The sequence below is a fragment of the Bacillus mesophilus genome, from assembly GCF_011008845.1.
GTDB classification, from domain to species: Bacteria; Bacillota; Bacilli; order Bacillales; family SA4; genus Bacillus_BS; species Bacillus_BS mesophilus.
This window is the reverse complement of sequence record NZ_JAAIWM010000006.1, coordinates 164,980-185,211: the sequence shown is the minus strand read 5'-3', so window position 1 is coordinate 185,211 and position 20,232 is coordinate 164,980. Positions and strand designations below refer to the sequence as shown.

Annotated in this window: 16 protein-coding genes and 1 riboswitch; of the genes, 2 read left to right on the top strand and 14 right to left on the bottom strand. The window is 38.0% G+C overall.

Features of this window, described 5'->3' with window-relative positions; genetic code table 11:
- Window positions 1-4: 4 nt before the first annotated feature.
- The 6 genes from G4D63_RS16585 to argC are packed head-to-tail and all read right to left on the bottom strand — an operon-like array spanning window position 5 to window position 8,591.
- Entirely contained in the window at window positions 5-3,229 is a 3,225-nt protein-coding gene (locus G4D63_RS16585) for a carbamoyl phosphate synthase large subunit (RefSeq protein ID WP_163180798.1), read from the bottom strand.
- Window positions 3,216-4,298 carry a carbamoyl phosphate synthase small subunit gene (locus G4D63_RS16580; RefSeq protein ID WP_163180797.1) on the bottom strand — a complete coding sequence of 361 codons (1,083 nt, stop codon included), beginning with the start codon at window positions 4,296-4,298 and terminating at the stop codon, window positions 3,216-3,218. Before G4D63_RS16580 ends, G4D63_RS16585 begins: the two co-directional genes overlap by 14 nt.
- Before the next feature lie 16 nt (window positions 4,299-4,314).
- Window positions 4,315-5,496, bottom strand: a complete 1,182-nt coding sequence (locus tag G4D63_RS16575) for an acetylornithine transaminase (RefSeq protein ID WP_163180796.1) — start codon at window positions 5,494-5,496, stop codon at window positions 4,315-4,317.
- A complete protein-coding gene (argB, locus tag G4D63_RS16570) occupies window positions 5,486-6,292 on the bottom strand; it encodes an acetylglutamate kinase (protein WP_163180795.1) in 807 nt (268 codons plus the stop codon). The genes G4D63_RS16575 and argB overlap by 11 nt, the downstream gene beginning before the upstream one ends.
- Window positions 6,293-6,306: 14 nt before the next feature.
- Window positions 6,307-7,533 carry a bifunctional ornithine acetyltransferase/N-acetylglutamate synthase gene (gene argJ, locus G4D63_RS16565; protein WP_163180794.1) on the bottom strand — a complete coding sequence of 409 codons (1,227 nt, stop codon included), beginning with the start codon at window positions 7,531-7,533 and terminating at the stop codon, window positions 6,307-6,309.
- Window positions 7,534-7,553: 20 nt separating this feature from the next.
- Window positions 7,554-8,591 carry an N-acetyl-gamma-glutamyl-phosphate reductase gene (gene argC, locus G4D63_RS16560; protein WP_163180793.1) on the bottom strand — a complete coding sequence of 346 codons (1,038 nt, stop codon included), beginning with the start codon at window positions 8,589-8,591 and terminating at the stop codon, window positions 7,554-7,556.
- Window positions 8,592-9,199: 608 nt separating this feature from the next.
- On the opposite strand from argC, the gene G4D63_RS16555 reads away from it, so the two are divergent.
- On the top strand, window positions 9,200-10,864 hold the full coding sequence (locus G4D63_RS16555) for a M20/M25/M40 family metallo-hydrolase (RefSeq protein ID WP_163180792.1): 1,665 nt from the start codon (window positions 9,200-9,202) through the stop codon (window positions 10,862-10,864).
- Window positions 10,865-10,985: 121 nt separating this feature from the next.
- Here the strand turns inward: G4D63_RS16555 and G4D63_RS16550 are convergent, their stop codons facing one another.
- Entirely contained in the window at window positions 10,986-11,960 is a 975-nt protein-coding gene (locus tag G4D63_RS16550) for a GGDEF domain-containing protein (protein ID WP_163180791.1), read from the bottom strand.
- 99 nt (window positions 11,961-12,059) lie between these two features.
- Window positions 12,060-12,148, bottom strand: a riboswitch (cyclic di-GMP riboswitch).
- Window positions 12,149-12,601: 453 nt separating this feature from the next.
- On the opposite strand from G4D63_RS16550, the gene G4D63_RS16545 reads away from it, so the two are divergent.
- The gene (locus tag G4D63_RS16545; RefSeq protein WP_163180790.1) at window positions 12,602-13,537 is read left to right on the top strand and encodes an acetamidase/formamidase family protein; all 936 of its coding nucleotides are present in this window, start codon (window positions 12,602-12,604) and stop codon (window positions 13,535-13,537) included.
- Window positions 13,538-13,607: 70 nt separating this feature from the next.
- Here G4D63_RS16545 and G4D63_RS16540 read toward each other — a convergent pair whose 3' ends face one another.
- The 7 genes from G4D63_RS16540 to desA form a co-directional block, all read right to left on the bottom strand.
- Window positions 13,608-14,285: a hypothetical protein gene (locus G4D63_RS16540; RefSeq protein ID WP_163180789.1), complete on the bottom strand. Its 678-nt coding sequence runs from the start codon at window positions 14,283-14,285 to the stop codon at window positions 13,608-13,610.
- Between the two features lie 68 nt (window positions 14,286-14,353).
- On the bottom strand, window positions 14,354-14,800 hold the full coding sequence (locus G4D63_RS16535; RefSeq protein ID WP_163180788.1) for a hypothetical protein: 447 nt from the start codon (window positions 14,798-14,800) through the stop codon (window positions 14,354-14,356).
- Window positions 14,801-14,854: 54 nt separating this feature from the next.
- On the bottom strand, window positions 14,855-15,799 hold the full coding sequence (locus tag G4D63_RS16530; protein WP_163180787.1) for a GNAT family N-acetyltransferase: 945 nt from the start codon (window positions 15,797-15,799) through the stop codon (window positions 14,855-14,857).
- Window positions 15,800-15,917: 118 nt separating this feature from the next.
- Entirely contained in the window at window positions 15,918-16,985 is a 1,068-nt protein-coding gene (locus tag G4D63_RS16525; protein WP_163180786.1) for a mechanosensitive ion channel family protein, read from the bottom strand.
- Between the two features lie 162 nt (window positions 16,986-17,147).
- Entirely contained in the window at window positions 17,148-17,747 is a 600-nt protein-coding gene (locus G4D63_RS16520; RefSeq protein WP_163180785.1) for a response regulator transcription factor, read from the bottom strand.
- Complete coding sequence (locus tag G4D63_RS16515) at window positions 17,744-18,874, bottom strand: sensor histidine kinase (RefSeq protein WP_163180784.1); 1,131 nt, start codon at window positions 18,872-18,874, stop codon at window positions 17,744-17,746. The genes G4D63_RS16520 and G4D63_RS16515 overlap by 4 nt, the downstream gene beginning before the upstream one ends.
- Before the next feature lie 106 nt (window positions 18,875-18,980).
- Complete coding sequence (desA, locus tag G4D63_RS16510) at window positions 18,981-20,045, bottom strand: Delta(5) desaturase DesA (RefSeq protein ID WP_163180783.1); 1,065 nt, start codon at window positions 20,043-20,045, stop codon at window positions 18,981-18,983.
- Between the last annotated feature and the right edge of the window lie 187 nt (window positions 20,046-20,232).

Below are 20,232 nucleotides of genomic sequence, written 5' to 3'. Positions count from 1 at the left end.
CCTTCTAAATACTTATTTTTTCTGCCTTGCTAACATATTCTTGAATCGATTTTACTTGTATGTTTTGTTCTGGATTTAGCTTCATAACCCTTTTGAATGTATCTAGACTAGTAAAGCATGGGATTTGGTAGCGCGTTGATAACTCCCGAATGAAATACCCGAGCTTTCCTTCATTTCTTCCCTGTGTTGGGATATTAAGCACGACTCCAACTTTGCCATCCTTCCAAAGCTGTTCTAACGATTCCTTCGGATTCGGAATACTCTCTGCTAGAATTCCATTTTCATTTAAAAATGCTGCTGTCCCTTCTGTTGCCATCATGTTAAAGGAGTTGTCAGCTAATTCTTTAAGGATCTCAATACTCTCTTGTTTAGCAGTCTCAGAGATGGAACAGAATATCATCTTGTTTGTTATATGATGCTGCTTATCATCAAACCAGACCGCTTTTTTCATTGCCTCTTCTACTGTATACCCTAAACCTAATACTTCACCGGTTGACTTCATTTCGGGACTTAAAATATGATCAACGCCCTTTAGCTTCGTGGCCGAAAACACGGGTGCTTTTACTGAATAATAGCTAGGTTCCTGCAATAAACCTGTTTCATTAGAAAGACCTTTTAAAGAGTCACCAAGCTGAACATTCGTTGCCCATTCTACCATGGGAATTCCTGTCACCTTACTCATGATGGGTACTGTTCTCGATGAACGTGGGTTTACCTCTAGTACATAAACAATGTTAGTTGAAATGACAAACTGGATATTCATCATGCCAATAATAGAACACGAGGTGGAAATTCGTTTCGCATAATCTATTAGAGTTTCTTTTATATTGTCTGATAATGAAATTGGAGGAAAAATTGTCACACTATCACCTGAATGAACACCTGCTTTTTCTATATGCTCAAAAATTCCAGGGATTACGATATCTTTTCCGTCACTAATGACGTCTACCTCACACTCAAGTCCCGGTATATAAGAATCTACTAATAATGGCCAAATTCTATCATTTCCACTTGCTAGCAATCTAGAAATGTAGCTTATCAGATCCTGTTCTTGATGAAAAATATACATAGATTGACCACCAATTACATAGGAAGGTCTTACTAACACAGGATATCCCAACTCATTTGCTTGCTGAATTAGCTGATCTGCCGCGGTCACTGTTTCTCCTTTAATATGAGGGATTTCAAGCTTTTGTAAAACCTCGTAAAATTGCTTACGGTCTTCTAGAGCATCTATTGATTCTACAGATGTACCTAGTAACATGACTCCTTCTTCTTGAAGCGATTGAGCCAAATTTATAGCAGTTTGACCACCGAACTGGATCAGTACTCCGTCGACTTTCTCCTTTTCTATTACATGAAGAACATCTTCAGTTGCTAAGGGCTCAAAATATAGTCGGTCCGCAACCGAATAATCCGTACTAACTGTTTCAGGATTATTGTTAATAACAATGGCTTCATACCCTTTTTTCTTTACAGCTAAAGCAGCATGAACCGAACAATAGTCAAATTCTACACCTTGACCGATACGAATCGGACCAGAGCCGATAACTAAAATTTTCTGTTTAGTGCTAGTTAGTTGAACCTCATCACTACCTTGCCACGTTGAATAGTAGTACGGAGTAACCGCATCAAACTCGGCAGCACATGTATCAACTAGCTTATAGCTTGGTTTCCAATTAATCACTTTTAGCTTTTGTCTTATTATCTTTTCTGGTATCGAGAAGATTTGTGATAAGCGCTGGTCTCCAATATTCTTCCGCTTTGCCTCTTTTAATAAATCTAGTGGTACTTCGTCAAATGAATAGGAACTTAGCTGCTTTTCAAGGTTTACAATCACGAGTAACTTCTCTAGGAACCAAGGATCAATACTCGTTAATCCATGAATATCTTCTATTGTTTTTCCTTGCCACATCGCTTCAGCTAATGCGAATAAACGAAGATCCGTTGCCTCCGTCACTAAAGCTAGTAGCTCGGAGTCTGATAGGTTTTCTAAAGAAGACATCTTCAGTCCACAGACATTCATTTCTAAGGAACGAATCGCTTTATTTAAGGCTCCTTCAAATGACCGATCAATTGCCATTACTTCTCCAGTAGCTTTCATCTGTGTTCCAAGACTTCGATCAGCCTCTGAAAACTTATCGAACGGAAACCTTGGTAACTTCACAACGATATAATCTAGTGCTGGCTCAAAGGATGCATACGTTGAGCCTGTGATCGGATTTAATAATTCGTCTAAGTGGTAACCAATTGCACACTTCGCAGCCATTCTTGCTATTGGATACCCGGTTGCCTTGGAGGCTAATGCCGATGAACGACTCACTCGAGGATTTACCTCAATAATATGATATTGGTTAGAATGTGGGTCTAAGGCAAATTGAATGTTACAGCCACCGACAATTTCCAATGCACGAATCACCTTTAGAGATGAGTTACGAAGCATTTGATATTGAACATCAGTTAACGTTTGAGAAGGAGCCACAACAATTGAGTCTCCAGTATGAACGCCAACAGGGTCCATATTTTCCATATTACAGACAATAATACAAGTGTCATTCTCATCTCTCATGACCTCATATTCGACTTCTTTCCAGCCCTTTATACTCCGCTCAACGAGGACCTGATGAATCGGACTCGCCTTTAATCCCTTTTTCAAATATATTTCTAGATCTTGATCATTATAGGCAAATCCCCCACCCGCTCCACCAAGCGTATAGGCAGGTCGGATAATGACAGGATAGCCAATTTGCTTGACAAACTGTACTCCCTCTTCGTAGCTGTGAATAATACTAGACTCTGGAATTGGTTCACCAATCTCGATCATCAAGTTTCTAAACTTTTCTCGGTCCTCACCTTTTTGAATAGAATCAACAGAAGTGCCTAATAGTTCAACATTATATTTTTGGAGTATATTTTGTTCATATAACTGTACAGTTAAGTTTAATCCCGTTTGCCCACCAAGCGTTCCAATCATTCCATCTGGCTTTTCACGCTTAATGATTTCCTCTAAAGAAGGCACCGTTAGTGGCTCCATATAAACCTGATCGGCAATTTCTGAATCAGTCATAATCGTGGCAGGATTATTATTGACGAGGATGACTTGGATTCCTTCCTCTTTTAATGCAAGACATGCTTGCGTTCCTGCATAATCAAATTCCGCTGCCTGACCAATCACGATTGGTCCTGACCCAATCACGAGTACTTTTTTTAGACTTTTATTTAATGGCATAGTTGACGGCTCCTAAAGACGAGATTTGTTGAAGAAATTCGGTAAAAATATGAGCTGTATCACTTGGTCCAGGATGTGCTTCAGGATGAAATTGAACGGATGTGACAGGGTATTTACGATGTTTAATTCCTTCCACCGTTTTGTCGTTTACATTGCGATAAGTGATGATCAGTTCCTCATAATTAATACTCTCTTCCATGACAACGTAGCTATGATTTTGAGAGGTCATACGGACTTTACCCGTCAGAAGCTCCTTCACCGCGTGGTTACCTCCGCGATGTCCATATGTTAGCTTTTCAGTTATCGCACCATAAGATAAAGCTACTAATTGATGTCCGAGGCAAATACCGAGTGTTGGATAGTTCTGAGTCACTTTTTTAATCTCTTCAAATTGACCTTGTAGTTCCATCGGATCTCCAGGACCATTACTCAATAACACACCATCCGGATGTAAAGATTTAACCTGATTATAGGTAAAGTGATAAGGGACAACTGTTACCTTACAATTTTCTTGTAGTAGCGCATCCAATATGGACTTCTTATAACCAAAATCGATCAATACAACATGTGGTCCATTGTTGTTATAGGTAACAGCTTCTTTCGTTGATACCTTTTCTACCCAAAATGGAGATTCATATTCTGCTAGTGTCGTTTTGTTATAAGAAGGAACAGTTGTAATCACTCCTTTTACTGTTCCAGATTTACGGATACTTTGAACTAATGAACGTGTATCCACTCCTGTTAGGCCAGAAATACCCGCTTCCTGAAGCTGAATTGATAGTGATTTAGTCGCTAAATAATGACTAGGCTTCTCACAAGCATCACCGATGATCACACCGGCTACCGATACTTTTTTACTTTCATCATCAGATAGATTGATTCCATAATTACCGATTAACGGATAACAAAATGTAAGAATTTGTCCAGAATAGGAAGGGTCTGTCATCATCTCTTGATATCCTGTCATACTCGTATTAAATACCACTTCACCGATACAATCTTGAATATTACCAATTATTTTCCCTTCAAACACTTCTCCTGTTTCAAGGATCAGATACCCTTGATCCATTACGTATTCCTCCTATCTAGCTTTCTAGCTGTTTACATACAAGCTTTAATATATTAATAAACTGATCAATTTCAGTTTTAGTTGTAGTTAATGGTGGTAATATCCTTACTACATTTGGCCCTGCCGTTAAAATTAGCACATGATGCTGACGTGCCTTCTCTACCACTTTAGCTGCCTCTTTTACCACAAGACCTTGCAATAGTCCTTTTCCACGGATGTCTTCTATCATAGGACACTGTGTCTTTAGCTCCTGAAGCTGTGATTCTAAATAAATCCCACTTTCTTTTGCCCGTTGAATGACATCACTTGTTACAAGGTACTCCACTGTAGCAAGACCAGCAGAGGAGGCAAGTGGATTTCCACCGAACGTACTACCATGAGTTCCTGGCTCAAACCCTTTAGCCGCTTTCTCATTAGCGATAATTCCACCAATCGGGAACCCTGAACCTAAACCTTTAGCAATACTGATTACATCAGGCTGTATTCCATATTGTTCATAAGCAAATAGAGTACCCGTTCTTCCCATCCCAGTTTGAATTTCATCTACCATTAGTAAAAGATCATGCTCTTTGCATAGCTTAGCTACCTCTGTGATCCATTCTAGGCTTGCCGGCACGACACCACCTTCTCCTTGAACGATCTCAAGTAGGACAGCGCATGTTTTGTCTGAGACAAGCTGCTCAAGAGCTGAAACATCGTTATAAGGAAGATATCTAAAACCAGGAAGCATAGGATAAAAACCTGCTTGTAGCTTTTCCTGTCCCGTTGCCGCTAAAGAGGCTAAGGTTCTGCCGTGAAACGATTGAGTGAACGTGACGATTTCATAAGCGTCTGTTCCTTTCACCTTTTGTGCATATCTTCTCGCGAGCTTAATGGCGGCCTCATTTGCCTCTGCTCCACTATTACAAAAAAACACAGCGTCACCAACGCTATTTTCAACTAGTAACGAAGCCAGCTTTTCTTGAACCGGAATATGATAAAGGTTAGAGCAATGCCATAGTTCTTGAAGCTGCTCCTCTATTTTTTCCTTTACTACATCTGGTACATGACCTAGATTGCAGGTCGCAATTCCAGAAGTATAATCTAAATATTGAACGCCCTCTTCGTCCCATACATAGCTTCCTTTTCCTTTTACAAGCGTTAATGGAAACCTGTTATATGTGGACATTAGTGGATCACTTTTTACATTAGTAGACATATTGCCCCTCCCCAGCTAGCACGATTTTGGTGCCAATTTCACTTCCAGATGCAAAGGTTAGTAAGCTATCTGGCTCCATTCCATTGATAATCACAACCTCTGGAATACCATGCAGAAGACCATCAATTGCAGCCTTCACCTTCGGAATCATTCCTCCTGCAATCACTCCATCCGTGATCATTTCTTCAGCATCCTGCTTTGTAACCTGTTTTAAGGTTACTTTTTTACCGTTTTGTTCCGTATAAATGCCTGGGATGTCACTGATCATACAAAGCTTTGCTCCTAGTGATTTCGCTACTGCAGAAGCTGCAACATCACCATTAATGTTATAGCGCTGACCAGACTCATCGATCCCTATTGGCGAAACCACAGGTATATGTCCTGCATTTAAAATGGTGTTGAGCACATCGTAATTAACACCGACTACTTCTCCTACATAGCCAAGTTGATCTGCATCCTTCGTTGGTTCAGATTTTAGGAGCATTCCGTCTACTCCACTAACTCCAATTGCTTTACCGTTTACCCCAATCAGCCTTCTCACCATTTGTTTATTGACTGTACCACTTAGCACCATTTCAACAAGATCAAGCATTTCAGCTGTCGTAACTCGAAGACCATTAACAAATTTCGTTTCTATCCCAAGCTTTGTTAAAAGTGAGGAAATCAGTGGACCTCCACCATGTACGAGAATCGGTTTTACTGTACCACTCTGGTGTAGCTGCACGATATTTTCATAAAAGGATTTTGGCAAGTTCTCCATGACACTTCCGCCGCATTTTATAACTACGTATTCCATCCCTTATATCCCCTTTATGTCCGATAAGAAGCATTTATTTTGACATAATCATAAGTTAAGTCACAACCCCAAGCTGTTGCTGTTGCATCACCTTGATTTAAATTGATATAAATTTGAACGAGTTCATTCTGAAGATACTCTTTTGCCTCGTCTTCATCGAATGGTGTAGGTAGACCATTTTCAACCACAGTAATTGGTCCAATTTTAACTGTAATCGTATCAGGGTTAATGGGTTGCCCACTGTAGCCTACTGCACAAATAATTCTCCCCCAGTTTGCGTCTGTTCCATATATTGCTGTTTTTACTAGGTTTGAAGAAATGACTGATTTACTAACTGCACGTGCGACCTCAATATCGCTAGCATTTTTTACTTGAACCTCGATTAGCTTTGTTGCCCCTTCTCCATCTCTGGCAATCTGCTTAGCTAGCGATTCACTAACCAACTTAAGTCCATTCATAAAAAGTGACCAGCTCGGATGATCCTTTGTTAGCGGTTGATTCTTTGCTTCTCCATTTGCTAAAACTAAGACCATATCATTTGTACTAGTGTCACCGTCCACGGTAATCATGTTAAAGGTTTGATTGGTTACTTCCCTAAGAGCAGCTGATAAATCGTCGTAACCAATTGCTGCATCTGTTGTAATAAACCCAAGCATCGTTGCCATATTAGGATGAATCATTCCAGATCCTTTTGCAGCTCCACCAATCGTAATGGTCTTTCCATCAATCACGAACTGAACGCATATGTTTTTAACATCTGTATCGGTTGTTAAAATCGACTTTTCAAAAAGTGTCGCACCCTCATTGTCTTCCAGAAGAACCTGTTGGATTCCGTTATCTATTTTTTCCATTGGCAAATGAACACCAATTACTCCAGTTGAAGTTACTGCTACATAATGATTCGGTACACAAAGCTTTTCCGCAAAAGCAGCTTGCATATGATAAGCATCCTTTAATCCTTGTTCTCCTGTACATGCATTGGCATTACCTGAATTAACAAGTACTGCCTGAATCATCTGTTCCTTTTCAATGCTTTCTTGTGTCACCTTTAAAGGTGGCGCTTGGAATAGATTTGTTGTATATACACCAGCTGTTACGGCCGGAACATCCGAGTAAATGTAGCCCAGATCTAGTCTTTTTCTTTTAATACCACAATGTACTCCACCCGCTTTAAAGCCCTTTGGTGTTGTGACATTTCCACCTTCTAGTACGATAATACTTTCCTTCTCAATTACCTGCATGAGGCACACCCTCTCTTAAATTATGGATACATCGGTACATGCAACAGTCCGCTAGTCTCATCCCATCCTTTAAGGATATTTAAATTTTGAACTGCCTGACCGGAGGCACCTTTTACTAGATTATCAATCACTGAAACTATGACGAGTCTTCCTGTTCGTTCATCAGCGTAGAATCCAATATCACAGTAGTTACTGCCATATACCCCTTTTGTAGAAGGAAGCGTTCCTTCTTTTCGAATTCTTACAAAAGGATGTTTCTCAAAATAAGCTTCATAAAGCTCAATCATTTCCTTCGTCGTTTTAAAGGAATTCATATCTGCATAAATGGTGCACATAATCCCTCTCGTCATCGGGACAAGGTGAGTAGAAAATGAAATCGTTACAGGATTCCCTGACTCATGTTGAAGAATTTGTTCAATTTCTGGAATGTGCTGATGAGCTCCTAGCTTATAGGCCCTAAGATTTTCATTAATCTCTCCGTAATGAGTGCCAAGTGATAGTCCTCTTCCTGCTCCAGACACACCTGATTTTGCATCAATAATGATTGATTGATTGTTTAATAGACCTTTTTGAACCGCTGGAAGTAAAGCTAGTAGTGTGGCAGTAGGGTAACAGCCTGGATTTGAGATAAACGACGACTTCCTGATTTGCTCACTATATATTTCACTCAGTCCGTAAACCGCTTGATTTAAATAAGATTCCTCTGCAGCTTCATGATGGTACCATTTCTCATAGCTTTCCCTCGACTTCAACCTGAAGTCCCCTGATAAATCAATGCAGGTTACTCCTTTATTTAGAAATCCGGGTAGAAGATCCTTGCTTATGCCAGACGGAGTTGCAAAGAATACAACCTCTGCTGTATGACAAATTTCTTCCACATCCAATCCTGTTAACGGTGTCTGCATGATACTTGTAAGATGTGGATATATGTCTTGAAGCTCATTTCCTGTTTTTGAGTGAGATACTACGGTCTCAAGCTCAACATATGGATGATGGTGTAAGATCCTGATTAATTCAATCGCACTATAGCCGGTTCCTCCAATAACTGCTGCCTTCACACTACTCAACTCCTAAATCCCTTAATATTGTATGATTATAATACTTATAGTATTTTTATGCAATATTATTTATAAAAATAGGTGAATAACCTCACCTTTATGCATTAATATTGTATTTTCCTTCTGATGGACCCTTTATGTTTATGCAAGTATATTTATATTCAATACACTTTTTTTATGGCTATGTTAAAGGCCAGTGTTGATTGTAGTGGAAGGACGCGAGTGTAAAGGAACCTCTACTAAAGGCTGCCACGTCCTGTGGCAAACGTAGAGGTCAGCACATCCTGTGCAAGCGCGGGAGAGCGGGTCACGGGAGACCCCACAGGCGCGCTTTTCGCCGAGGAGGCTCACGGACTCGCCCGCGGAAAGCGAGTGTTCTGAAACGAAAATCAACAACAAGGTTTTAACACAGCCTTTTTTATAATGGTTGAAGACCCTACTAAAAACACTGACCGAAATATATTTAACAAAACATACTAAATTAGCTCACAAAAGTTTAGAAAACATCCATTGTTAAAAATAGTAATCTTTTTTTATCACCTTTCCTATTGTAATTTGTTAGAGATTAAGATACTTTGTACTCATATCACATAAAGAAGGTGTTCAATTTGTTACATTGCCGAGAAGAAGTGCTATTTCTAACAAAACAACTAGTTAATATAGAAAGTATAGTGAACACAAGCGGCGAAAAGGAAATTGCCCAGGCATTATATACTCTCCTTTCTTCTTATCCATATTTCAAGGAAAATCCTACCCATATTAAAATGACAAAGACAATTGATGATGATCAAGAACGTTACAATGTACTTGCCTTTGTAAAAGGTACGAAAGCGAGTCAACAACAAGAACCTACAATCATTTTAATGGGACATATGGACACTGTTGGAATTGATGACTTCAACCATTTAGCTGATAAGGCCATCCATCCTGATGAGCTGCTCGCTGAAATTAAGAAAGAAAACCTGCATGATGAATGTATAAAAGAACATGCTCATTCTGGTGAATGGATGTTTGGTCGTGGTGTTTTAGACATGAAAAGCGGATTAGCTAGTCATCTATATCTATTAAAGTATTACTCAGAAAATCCTGATCAACTTCTGGGAAATCTCGTGATAGTAGCAGAGTGTGATGAAGAGGACGGTTCGCATGGAATCTTATCTGCTCTAAAAGACCTAATCGCTTGGAAGGAAGAGCATGGTTTCAATTATATCGGTGCCATTAATGCCGACTTTGTTTCACCCCGTTATGAGGGAGATGAAAATCGATATATTTATAAAGGAACAGTTGGAAAACTATTGCCTTCATTCTTTATTACGGGTGCTGAAACACATGTTGGTTCTTGCTTTGAGGGGTTAGATCCAAACTTCTTAGCAGCTGAATTAACAAGGCAGATAAATTATAATCCGGCTTTATGTAATGAAGCATTCGGAGAAATAACAGTACCTCCTGTCTCATTAAAGCAAACTGACTTAAAGCCGTCTTATACTGTCCAAACGGCCCTTTCAGCATATGTCTACTATAATTTCTTTATCCACTCGTGGACCCCAAAGGAAGTATTAGAAAAGCTAAAGGCAGAGGCTCATATAGCATTCGAGAACTCATTAAAATTATATCGTGACAGATATAAAACCTATTGTGAGATAAGTGGAGAGCCATTTAAAGAGCTAACTTGGGTTCCACGTGTGTATACCTATGAAGAAATGAATAAGCAGCTTATAGAAGCGCATGGCCTTTCTTATGTAGAGCACATGACCAACTTTAAAGAGCAACTTCTACTTGATCAAAGCTTAGATACTAGAATGTTTGCTGCTAGAGTAGTAGAAGAAGCGTGGAAATGGATGGAAGACAAACGTCCAGCTATGATTTTATTTTATTCGTCTCTGTATTCACCAAGAATCGAACTCAGCGGTAAAAACGATGCTGAACTCAACTTAATTACGGCATTAGATGATGCAGTTTCAGAAATTCAGCCAAGCTATCAGCATCCCATTGTTGTTCGTAACTTCTTTCCATACATCTCTGATATGAGCTTTGTCGCTCTAAGCGATGACCCTGCTGGAATTGAAGCAGTGACTTCCAATAATCCAGGCTGGGGTTCAAAGCACTATGTTAATTACCAGGATATTAGAGAAATCAACGTTCCTGTAATCAACATAGGACCATACGGCTTTGATGCACACAAAAAATACGAACGAATGGAATTAACATACTCTCTTGATGTAGTACCAAACCTAACAAACCTAGTCATCCAGAAACTACTCAGCCAACAGTAATAAAAGTAACTCATTCTGTCATAGTTTAACACGTTAAAGCATCGGGGGCCTGGCCCCCGATGCTTTAACGTGTTGATGTGTTATAAGTAAAAAGGCTGACGACTTTTCACACGTCGACAGCCTAATTTTTATAACCTTCTAATTGTAGTTCGCGTTTTTGATTTTTCTCTTGATACATTTTTGCATCAGCTGTAACAAATAGCTTACTCATTTGTCCGAATGAGGATGAGCTATGTGAAAATCCAATTGATACTTTTATTTGCAATGCTTCACTTTCAAGATTATATAAATAGATACTCTGCTTGATATCGTTGACTAATTGACTAGCATAAGAAGGGTTTCCTTCTTCATGTTCTAATAGAATGGCAAACTCATCTCCACCTATTCTAGCTACCACGGTCTTGCTATTTGAAAATTGATTTAGTATATGTGCTGCTTCTTTAATAAGCAAATCACCCGTCTTATGTCCGTAAGTATCGTTTAGTACCTTTAATTCGTCTAAATCACATAGAATGACAGAAACTGGTGTATCTACAGCCTTATTGTACTTCTCCATTTGTTCATCGAAGTAACTGCGGTTATATATTCCCGTCAGAGAATCATGAGCAATACGATACTCAAGATCCTCCTGCAATTTTACTTTTTCATCGATGTTTCTGATAATCCCTTGAATTGCCACACATTCTCCTTCTTCAAAGATTGGAGATGCATATTCTTCAAACCATATAAAATTTCCTTGAGAATCTCTCCAACGTTGTAAAATTGGTTCATTAAAATCTAAGTCTCCGGATAATTTACTGAGGATGATGTGGTAGTCATCTGGATGCACTAACTCTAGTGGAGTATTCGGATTTCGGTAACTTTCTGAAACGAGTCCTTCACCTAGAATCTTATCAATGGACGGACTTAAGTATCTGAACTTACGCTCAGGCTTTATTTCATAATAGTAAATGATGTCCTTCGAGCTCTCCACTAAATTATAAATTCTCTTTTCATTAGCCCATCTATCCTTAACCTTTGCCTTTAAGAACATTTTATAAAATTGTAGACCCACCGCACCTATCAGTAACCCCAACAATAAATAAATTAATTCCATACAGACCAATCTCCTTTGAATGGTTATGGTGATAGAAACAAAAAATAGACTAATCCAAAAATCCCGATTAGTCTATCTATCTGTATAGGAAGATGATCTATCGGTAACTGGCTGGCGTAATCACTTAACTGATCTTAGCCCCTTTAGCTTTGCGTCTCCATCTTTCAACGGATTTGCCTTTATCATTATCTATTAAATTTACTATCTCTAATAATAATATATAGGAATATAGGACTATATGCAATAGCTATACAGGAATATATTCCTATTAATTTGAAAAATATAGTATTTATGTTGAAAATACTAGTTCCTTTTGACTAGTCTTTTCTTTTCTGGTATTACCAAACTGTCTCTCAATCCTCATTAAGTTAAACGACAGTAAAGTTTCATACATAAAATCTTAATACAGTAATGCCCATAGGTCAAAAGAACTATACTTATTTACTAACCCATATGAAAGTTCCATGAAGTTGAATCACACTACATGACGAACAAAGTCCTCTTAAGGATAATTACATTTTACCAAAATTTCCAATAATATGGAAACGAAATAATCCTTTTTAAATTTTTAGAAGGTTTTTTGTCATATTTTATTGAAATAATATGAGCGAGCAAGAACATCATATTTAGGAGTGAACGTATTGATCCATAAAATTGAACTTAAAAACGAGCATCTGCATGGTTCCTTTAGTAAGGAGTATGTGCCAATTATAACGGTAAACTCTGGAGATTCTCTTCATTTAACAACTGCGGATATCCAATGGGGATATTCAAATTCCAAAGAGCAAGAAAGAACTGTTTATACTTCTCGTGAAAAGGAAGAACGTCCTGGACACCCCATCATTGGTCCCATTGCAGTAAAAGAAGCAAAGCCAGGAACGGTACTAGAAGTTAGAGTGAATGATCTGACACCTGGTTGGTACGGACGCAATTGGGCAGGCGGCAATAATAGCTGGCAAAATGAAAAGTTAGGGATTACGGAAGCACCTTCCGTGCAGCTGGATTGGGAATTGGATACAACGAAGATGACCGGCAGCTGTGAAATAGGTCAGAAAAAGTTTCATGTTGGATTACAGCCTTTTATGGGACTAATGGGAGTTGCCCCTGCTGAAGACGGCATCCACCCAACTGCTCCACCAAGATATGCAGGCGGAAACATCGACTGCAAGGAGCTAGTAAGAGGAACTAGCCTATTCCTACCAGTATCTGTTGATGGCGCACTGTTCTCGATTGGAGATGGACATGCTGTACAAGGTGATGGTGAGGTATCTGGTACTGCAATAGAGTGTCCGATGGATCATGTCGATATCACCTTAATAGTCCATGACAATATGCAGGTTAACATGCCAAGAGCAAAGACTCCAACAGCATGGATAACGTTTGGTTTTCACGAGGATCTAAATGAAGCAACTGCTACTGCCCTAGATGAAATGGTACAGCTGATGCAAGAAATCTACAACATCGAGAAAACAGAGGCAACAGCGTTAGCAAGTGTTGCGGTTGACTTAAGAATTACTCAGGTTGTTAACGGAGTAAAGGGCGTTCATGCCATGCTTCCACATGGGGTAATAAGATAACTTACACATAAACAGGGAACTCGCCGTAATATTTCGGCGAGTTCCCTATTTATACAGTCTAGCCTTGCGTTCATTTATAATCCATTAATACATTGACTAGATCCCCATGCTGTTTTACAGACCGAACCTCATGATTATTTAATTGCAGTGTCTTATTTTTATAATCTACTCCAAAGTGATGCAGGTTTACTCCTCTTTTGTTCAAGTCTTCTAAAAGTTTATAAACCTTTCTCAACTCTGTTTCTTTGTTTTCTCTCGTTATCGTAGTATTGTTCATTGCTACTCCAATTTCTAAAGTCACCATATCCTTATAATTCGATAAAGTAGAACTCTCTGTATCAGTGGGATCAAGAAAATCTCTAACCTCTACTGAATGATTAAACTTAGTAGGGAAAATTTCTTCTATAATAGGAGTCCATTCATTATGAGCCTGAAACCTCCACATTTCATAATGATAGGAATCTTCAAGCTCCTCTTGCCTTACATTTTGTCCTACATAAAACATGACCTCAGGATTATTCTTTGAGTAGGCATATGCGTGATACGTTCCTCCACCGTGAAGAAGGTCATATGAGATCTCTGCAATAACAAAATCCTCTTCGTACTTATTTTCTAAATACGATTCAAACATTCCTTTATAGGTAATTAAGTTCCACGGCATACCATAAAAAAAGTAGAAAATTAGCCCTGAAACAATAAATGCAACTGAAGTCAAAACTAGGAATTTTCTAGATTTCCAGAACCTCATACTTCACCCCTAATTTTCTTGATAACCTTATTCATATGGTTTCATCTCTAAAAATTGGATCAATACCGTTAAAAAGCAATCGCCTTTTGTCCGAATCTACATTTAAGTGCCTTCTTCACTTCAAGGGTACCCTCACCAGAAAGCAACTCTGTGTAAATTTGCTCTTCTTCCCCATTTTGAAGTCTAAAGACGATCAGGTCTTCAATTTGAACAACGCGTTCCACTTTATTATATGGAATGACTTTTCTTGCGAAGAAATTTCCTTTGTATATGGATACTGACTCTTTTTCCATGATCAGGTAGTCTTTCTGGTGTAATGTAAAATAGTATACAGAACGATTAATCTGGATTAATACAAATACTGTTAATACAACACCTAAAATCAAGCTTAATGAATCACCTGTATCAAAAGTGAAAAGGGAATAATAAGATAAGGGAATAGCAATAATCACTTGTAGTAAGGACTTTAAACCTTCCCTTATCCATTTTTTATTTGAATCAAATTTATATCTCATTTGTGTTGTTCTCCTTACAATTATTTAAGAAGGACCTTGTCTCACGAACAAGATCTATATCTCCAATCCAAACTCAATATTAATAGAAAGCATTTTGTAACCTAATGCTTTGTATAAGGAAATTGCCCCTGCATTTTCATCGAATACACCTAGGGTCGCCTCAGTTTTCCCCTGCTTCTTTAGGAATTTCAAGGCTTCGGTTATAACCGCCTTCGCGACCCCTTTTCGTCTCCACTCTGGTAGAACAAAAATACTTTCCGTCGCACTTCTATCTGCACCTAATCCCCATGTCATTACACTACCAATCACTTTCTCTCCTTCAAAGGCTGTAAAGGTATCCCATTCTGCACCTGCCTTTGTCCACCTCAACGTATTTATACTCCAGGAGAGCCCATCTGCATCTGCCGCTTCTTCAGCTTTAAGATATTGCTCCTCTTCCTCTTGAGTTTTCATCTTCCAGTTGATGATTTTAATATGTTTCGGGAGAGATTGCTCAGGAATAGGCTCTGTTAAATCTCTTTTCATGATTAAATGGTTTCTCCTTACAATAAAACCTTTAGACAGATAGAAGTCTATTTCCTCTAGATCATCTGATTCAATTGTATGACTAATGCTTATCTTTTTAGTTGGGTGCTCTGCTCTTAATTGCTTAGCTCGACTAACTAATGAGATAAATAAATCTTCTAATACCCGCTCACTTCCTGGTCGGTTGTGATTGATCGAAATATCAAGATTTAGTTTATAGATAAAGTCAGCTGGTTGATCAGCTTTTCCTAGCAGTAACCATGTTTGATCTGGTACTAAATGACCCGCTCCTAAAATATGACCTTCTTCGTCTTGTGCACAAAAAATATTCTCAGCTTGATAGTCTCCATTATATTGGTACGCAAGCATTGCCATAAAATCAAAACTTCCTATTTCTACGGCATCATTTTCTACATAGTTTCTAATCTTATATGTATGTAAGTTCGCGTTTATTGTAATCTCCCTCTCTAGCATGATTATATATTCTATTCTCCTAAGATTAGTAAATTCCCTTTTAAAATTCCTAGCCAATTGGAAGATTGCTAAACGAAAATAAGAATGAGACCTACATACCGTAGTAGGTCTCATTCTTTTACTTAAATTTATTTTGAACCTGTTGATCGACACTTCTTATGTGTAGATCTCGTTGTGGAAATGGAATTTCAATATTATTATCTGCAAGAATACGATTAATTCTAAAGTTTACATTACTTTTGATGACAATGAACTGATTAGGATCGGCTATCCAAACAAATAATTCAAAATCTAATGACGAGTCACCAAAACCTACGAAATTCACAAATGGTTCAGGTGAAGTTAGAACAGTTGGAGAAACGAGGTGTTCTTCTCTTGCCACTTCTAAAAGTAACTCCCGAACCTTATCTACATCTGTTCCATAAGCAACCCCAATTGGCAGAACGAGACGAAGCTTAGGATCACTAAAGGAACGATTAACAACCTTCTCTTCTAAAAAATAAGAATTGGGAACAATGATATGCTCATTATCAAGCGTTTTAATAATCGTTGCCCGCATATTAATCTTCTCTACATCTCCGATAATTTCGTCAACAATGACCCTATCCCCAACCTTAATAGGTCTCTCAAATAAAAGGATAATCCCTGATATAAAGTTCGAAGCAATATTTTGAAGTCCAAACCCAATCCCGACACTTATGATCCCTGCAAAAACCGTTAACGCACTTAAATCAATTCCAACAGTTGTTAAACTTGTTATGATGGCAATGACCATAATCGTATAATGAATAATGCGGTCAAATGTAAATCGTAATCCCTTGTCTAAGTTGTAACGACTATAGATATTCGGCAAAAGGACATTTGTTGTGATTTTTGAAATGCGACTAGCTAAAGAAATAATCAAGATTGCAACAATGATCAAGAAAAATGTTATTTCAACATTTCCCATACTAAACAGTCCTGTAAACATCCAATTTGCTTTCGAAAAATAAATAAGTAAAAATATCAGAATTCCGTAAAACGTAAACCAATTAATCATACTACGTGTAGCGTCATAATACTTTTGTAACCGTTTTGTACTCCATAAAACCAAAAGACGCAACACCAATACACCGATCACCACTGCGATGACAATAAAGAAGTCTAGATAATTAACATTGTTCAACCACTCTATATATGTAGACATCTTATTACCCTCCTTACTACTTTTATTATAAACAAATGTAAAACATCATTCACACCTAAGGCGCCCAAAATAAATAAACGGAGCTACTTAGCTCCGTCCAACTTTCACTATGATATAAGAAATTTAATAATGGCTATATCTTTATCCCTTATGCAAAGTAAGTCATTTAAACCAACCTTTTTCTTTAAACCTACGGATTGCCTCAATACGGTTTGTGACCTCGAGCTTATCTAAAATCACTGATATATAATTACGAACGGTCCCTGTTGTTATATATAACTGACTCGCAATTTCCTTTGTACTTTTACCTTCAGCCATCAATTCAATGACAGCACTCTCACGTTCTGTTAATGGATTTTCTTGACTATAAGCCTCATCAATTAACTCTGAAGCATAAATACGTCGTCCGTCCATGACACTACGTATTGAACTAGCCAACTCGTCACTTGGACTATCCTTTAACATATAGCCGTTCACATTTGCTTTAACTGCTCGTTCGAAATATCCAGATCTAGCGAAGGTGGTTAAGATGATAATCTTACAACCAGAATCCTTTAGCTCTTCAGCCGCATCAAGTCCACTTTTCCCTGGCATTTCAATGTCCATTATACAAATATCTGGTTTATGAAGATGTACAAGCTTAACAGCCTCTTCACCATTACTTGCCCTTCCAACCACTTCCATATCTTCCTCTAGGTCAATCAACGCTGAAAGTGCACCAAGAAGCATATTTTGATCCTCCGCAATTACAATACGTATCATTCTTCCACCTCCTCCTGTCTATGAGCATATGGTACTTTAATCATAATGGTCGTTCCATTTTCTGACTGAATATCTAAAATTCCATTCACAAACTCCAGTCTTTCAATCATCCCTTGAAGGCCATTTCCCTTATAATCCTCGTTCTCTAACATAATCCCAACACCATCATCTTGCACCTTTACGATTAAGGCATTTGAGGTTGGTTTAATACTCAATGTACATTTACTCGCTTTACTGTGCTTTACTACATTTGTTACAGCCTCTTTAAGACACATACTGACTACATTTTCCGCAATTAAAGAGACGTTAGTGAGTCGCGGCTGTCCCTCTAAGATAAATTGAATTTGCGCTGCATTTAAAATCTGTTTCACTCTAAAAACTTCATCCTCAAGCTTTGTGCCTCTCATCTGTGTTACCAGTTCACGGACTTCCTTTAACGCTGTTCTAGCTGTCTGTTGTACATCCTTTATTTCACTTTTAGCTTTTATCGGATCTTTATGAATTAATTTGCCAGCCAAGTCACTCTTTAAGCCGATTAATGATAGCTTCTGACCAAGCGTATCATGTAAATCACGAGCAATTCGTTGTCGTTCCTCTAACTTAACTAGCTCAGAGATTCGTTTATTTGCATCCTCTAACTTGCCCTGTAAAAGATCCTCTTTGTTCTTATTGTAAGTGCTAACTGGAAGAAGGATTACAGCTAAAACACTTAGAAAAACAAACGGAAGTTGAGTAAAGAAAACCCGATTCCCTGTTACGAACCCATAATTTACTGTGACAAACGTGCTGATCAGTAGGACTAAATATAGGATAAAGAACGCTATTCGGTTTTTTAAATGACCGATAAGAAAAGCAAGAAAAAGAGAAAAATATATATATCCAAATATCAAACTCATCGCACTTGAAATGGCTATTTGAACACTAGTCCAAAAATAAACAAGCCACCCATTTGAGACGAAGGATAATACATAGCTGATAAAAAACAGGACAATCATTGTGATTCCAAACGCTACTTCATAAGTCGAGGAAGAATGAAATATAAAATAAAACGGAAGAATGTAGAAAACAACCCATACATAGGGACTGAGTCCTGTATTTTTCCTAAATAATTTTCCCCATTTCTTCATACTACGTACTTCCTTTCCAACATTCACTTCTACCATTATTTTACCATAAATAAACCCCACTTCTGCTTGTATTCGTCAAGTTTAAGTGGGGTCTAGTATTACATCTTTATTTTGACTGCAAACTTGGTCTCTTAGTTTTGAGTTCGTCTATTATTCCAGCTTTATTTTGCTTTGAATATTTAACTTTCTTCAAATCCTTAAAGCTAATAAACGTTTTGTTATCCTCATCCCACAGCCTATAGTTAAGCGACTTAAAGCTGGTTCCAATCGTAATTGTCGTTGCTTTGTGAAGTGGTGGTGTTGCGTTGTGTGCCTTTTCTAAATTATAGTTAGGTACTCTTGGACTTAAGTGGTGGACATGGTGAAATCCGATATTCCCAGTAATCCATTGTAATACCTTTGGTAATTTATAATAAGAACTACCGTCAACAGCAGCTTGCACATAGCTCCATTCCTCTTCATTTTCAAAATACGAGTCTTCGAATTGATGCTGCACATAAAACAGCCAAATTCCAAGCATACCTGAAACGAAGAAGATTGGTCCTTGAATTAGAAGGAAATTCTGCCAACCAATGATCCATGCTAGTAAAGCATACAAGCCAACAATGGAAACATTAGTTACATACGTATTAATTCTTTCCTTACGTCTAGCACCTTTACGATTAAATCTGTACTGAATCAGGAAAGTAGCTATCGGTCCAATTCCTAACATAACAATCGGATTGCGATAAAAACGGTAACAAATCTTCGTCCATAACGTAGCCTCTTGATACTCTTTTACGGTAAGAAGCCACATATCACCAGTACCTCTTTTATCAAGATTACTACTAGTAGCATGGTGAACTGAGTGACTATGCTTCCACTGCTGATAAGGAACTAACGTTAGAATTCCCGTGATTGTCCCTAGAATGTCATTCGCTCTTCTACTCTTAAAAAACGATTGATGACAACAATCATGGAATAAGATAAACGTACGTACCATAAACCCTGAAGCTGCTACTAGTAAAGGAAGGGTTACCCAATATGAAATTGAAAGGCTTAAATACGCTCCATACCATAGAACTAATAAAGGAACGATTGTGTTTAAAATCTGTATAATACTAGCTTTTGTATCGGTTTGTTCATATGGAGAAACATCTTTTTTTAGTTTTGCAATATTTGATTTACTCATGTCATGTATTCCTCCTCGGCGGTTCGCCTGTTCTTAACATGCAGGCGTCGACTAATTAATCTAATTGTAAAGTGAAAACTGTCATTAGATAAGTCATAAATGTCACAGTGAGGAGTATGACAAATGTCATATAGTTGTCCCATTTGTAAAAAAAGTTTCCCCATTTTGCTAAATAAAATAAAAAACA

Excerpts from the sequence above, each read along its gene's own strand:
- argB (WP_163180795.1), bottom strand. The coding sequence starts at position 6,292 with ATGGAATACGTAGTTATAAAATGCGGCGGAAGTGTCATGGAGAACTTG.
- G4D63_RS16530 (WP_163180787.1), bottom strand. The coding sequence starts at position 15,799 with ATGCTAGAGAGGGAGATTACAATAAACGCGAACTTACATACATATAAG.
- G4D63_RS16520 (WP_163180785.1), bottom strand. The coding sequence starts at position 17,747 with ATGATACGTATTGTAATTGCGGAGGATCAAAATATGCTTCTTGGTGCA.
- argJ (WP_163180794.1), bottom strand. The coding sequence starts at position 7,533 with ATGCAGGTAATTGAGAAGGAAAGTATTATCGTACTAGAAGGTGGAAAT.
- G4D63_RS16540 (WP_163180789.1), bottom strand. The coding sequence starts at position 14,285 with ATGAGGTTCTGGAAATCTAGAAAATTCCTAGTTTTGACTTCAGTTGCA.
- G4D63_RS16575 (WP_163180796.1), bottom strand. The coding sequence starts at position 5,496 with ATGTCTACTAATGTAAAAAGTGATCCACTAATGTCCACATATAACAGG.
- G4D63_RS16525 (WP_163180786.1), bottom strand. The coding sequence starts at position 16,985 with ATGTCTACATATATAGAGTGGTTGAACAATGTTAATTATCTAGACTTC.
- desA (WP_163180783.1), bottom strand. The coding sequence starts at position 20,045 with ATGAGTAAATCAAATATTGCAAAACTAAAAAAAGATGTTTCTCCATAT.
- G4D63_RS16515 (WP_163180784.1), bottom strand. The coding sequence starts at position 18,874 with ATGAAGAAATGGGGAAAATTATTTAGGAAAAATACAGGACTCAGTCCC.
- G4D63_RS16535 (WP_163180788.1), bottom strand. The coding sequence starts at position 14,800 with ATGAGATATAAATTTGATTCAAATAAAAAATGGATAAGGGAAGGTTTA.
- G4D63_RS16585 (WP_163180798.1), bottom strand. The coding sequence starts at position 3,229 with ATGCCATTAAATAAAAGTCTAAAAAAAGTACTCGTGATTGGGTCAGGA.
- G4D63_RS16580 (WP_163180797.1), bottom strand. The coding sequence starts at position 4,298 with ATGGATCAAGGGTATCTGATCCTTGAAACAGGAGAAGTGTTTGAAGGG.
- G4D63_RS16550 (WP_163180791.1), bottom strand. The coding sequence starts at position 11,960 with ATGGAATTAATTTATTTATTGTTGGGGTTACTGATAGGTGCGGTGGGT.